The sequence below is a fragment of the Hydrogenophaga sp. genome (genome assembly GCF_041633695.1).
Classification (GTDB): domain Bacteria; phylum Pseudomonadota; class Gammaproteobacteria; order Burkholderiales; family Burkholderiaceae_C; genus Hydrogenophaga.
The window spans coordinates 1-1,277 of sequence record NZ_JBFJMY010000732.1 but is presented as its reverse complement, the minus strand read 5'-3'; the positions used below and the strand labels follow the sequence as shown (position 1 = coordinate 1,277).

Annotated in this window: 2 protein-coding genes; both read left to right on the top strand. The window is 62.7% G+C overall.

Annotation, left to right across the window (positions count from 1 at the left end; genetic code table 11):
- Positions 1–79: 79 nt before the first annotated feature.
- On the top strand, positions 80–541 hold the full coding sequence (locus ABYB95_RS23655; protein ID WP_372662873.1) for a TerB family tellurite resistance protein: 462 nt from the start codon (positions 80–82) through the stop codon (positions 539–541).
- A 224-nt stretch (positions 542–765) separates the two neighbouring features.
- A complete protein-coding gene (locus ABYB95_RS23650) occupies positions 766–1,224 on the top strand; it encodes an RcnB family protein (RefSeq protein WP_372662870.1) in 459 nt (152 codons plus the stop codon).
- Positions 1,225–1,277 lie beyond the last annotated feature (53 nt).

The following is a 1,277-nucleotide window of genomic DNA, read 5'->3' as shown; positions in this document are numbered from 1 at the left end:
GCAACAGTGGCGCCGCACTTTTTTGCCCGCACGGGCTCCAATCCAACCACGCACTCAACCCGCACACCCCAACCCCAGCATGCTCAGAACCCTCAAAAACCTGCTCGAACGCATGGCAGCACCCGCCGAATCACCCGCCGAACAAGTCCACACCCAGCAGTTGGCAACAGCGGTGCTGCTGATCGAGGTGATGCGGGCAGACCCGGCCATCACAGCCGAAGAACGCTCCACGGTGCTGGCCGCCTTGCGCAGCCGCTTCACACTCACCGAGTCCGAGCTGGAACAACTGGTGGAACTGGCCATGACCGAGGCCCGCAACGCCTACGACACCCAGCGCTTCACCAACAGCCTGAACGAGCACTTTTCGCACGCACAAAAAGTGGAGATGGTGGAAGCCATGTGGCAAGTGGCCTACGCGGACCAGCACCTGGACGCACACGAGAACCACGTGATCAGCAAGGTCGCCGGTCTGCTGCACGTGACGCACGGGGAATACATCTCGGGCAAACTGAACGCCAAGACCGCCATCGGGCCGACCTGAGCCGCCCTGGATGTAACAGCCCCCAACAAGCATCTCGGGCCATTCTCGGTTTTGGCGGCCGTTGGCAGCCTGTTGGTCGATCATGGCGTTCATAGGTGGAAATTTGACGCATATGCGCGCTCAACACCTGGCTACCCTTCTTTGCAATTGAACCCCGCAGGGTTTACACCGCAGCAACATGGATGCCGGAACATGAAGCCTCACACAACACCAGGAGATCCCCCATGAAATCCGCCACCATGGCTTGCGCCATCGCCTTCGCCGGCCTGAGCTTCAGTTCTCTCTCCATGGCGCAACACGACCGGTCCGGCGCCCGTGAAGACCAGCCCCGGCACGCACAGCAACGCCAGCAACAGCGCCAGCAGAACCGCCACGAAGCTCGAAACGAGCGCCGCGATGACCGGCACCACTACCGCCATGATCGGCGCGACGACCGTCGCTACGACGCCCGACAACACGGCCATCCAGGCCCCGTGTATTACTACAACGCCCGCGGGCCGCAGTTTCACCGTGGCGGCTACATGCCGCGCGCTTACCGCAATCAGCAGTACTACGTGACGAACTACCGCGCACACCGCCTGGCACCGCCTCCACGCGGCCACGTCTGGGTGCAAGTGGGTGGTGACTATGTGCTGACCGCGATCGCCACCGGCATCATCGCCAGCATCATCCTGAGCCATTGACACCCACTTGACATCGGCCACCCAGGCCGCGCGGCCCGTTGCTCGCGCGGACT

What these genes read in the sequence shown, in the direction of transcription:
- ABYB95_RS23655 (WP_372662873.1), top strand. Translation starts at nt 80, where the DNA reads ATGCTCAGAACCCTCAAAAACCTGCTCGAACGCATGGCAGCACCCGCC.
- ABYB95_RS23650 (WP_372662870.1), top strand. Translation starts at nt 766, where the DNA reads ATGAAATCCGCCACCATGGCTTGCGCCATCGCCTTCGCCGGCCTGAGC.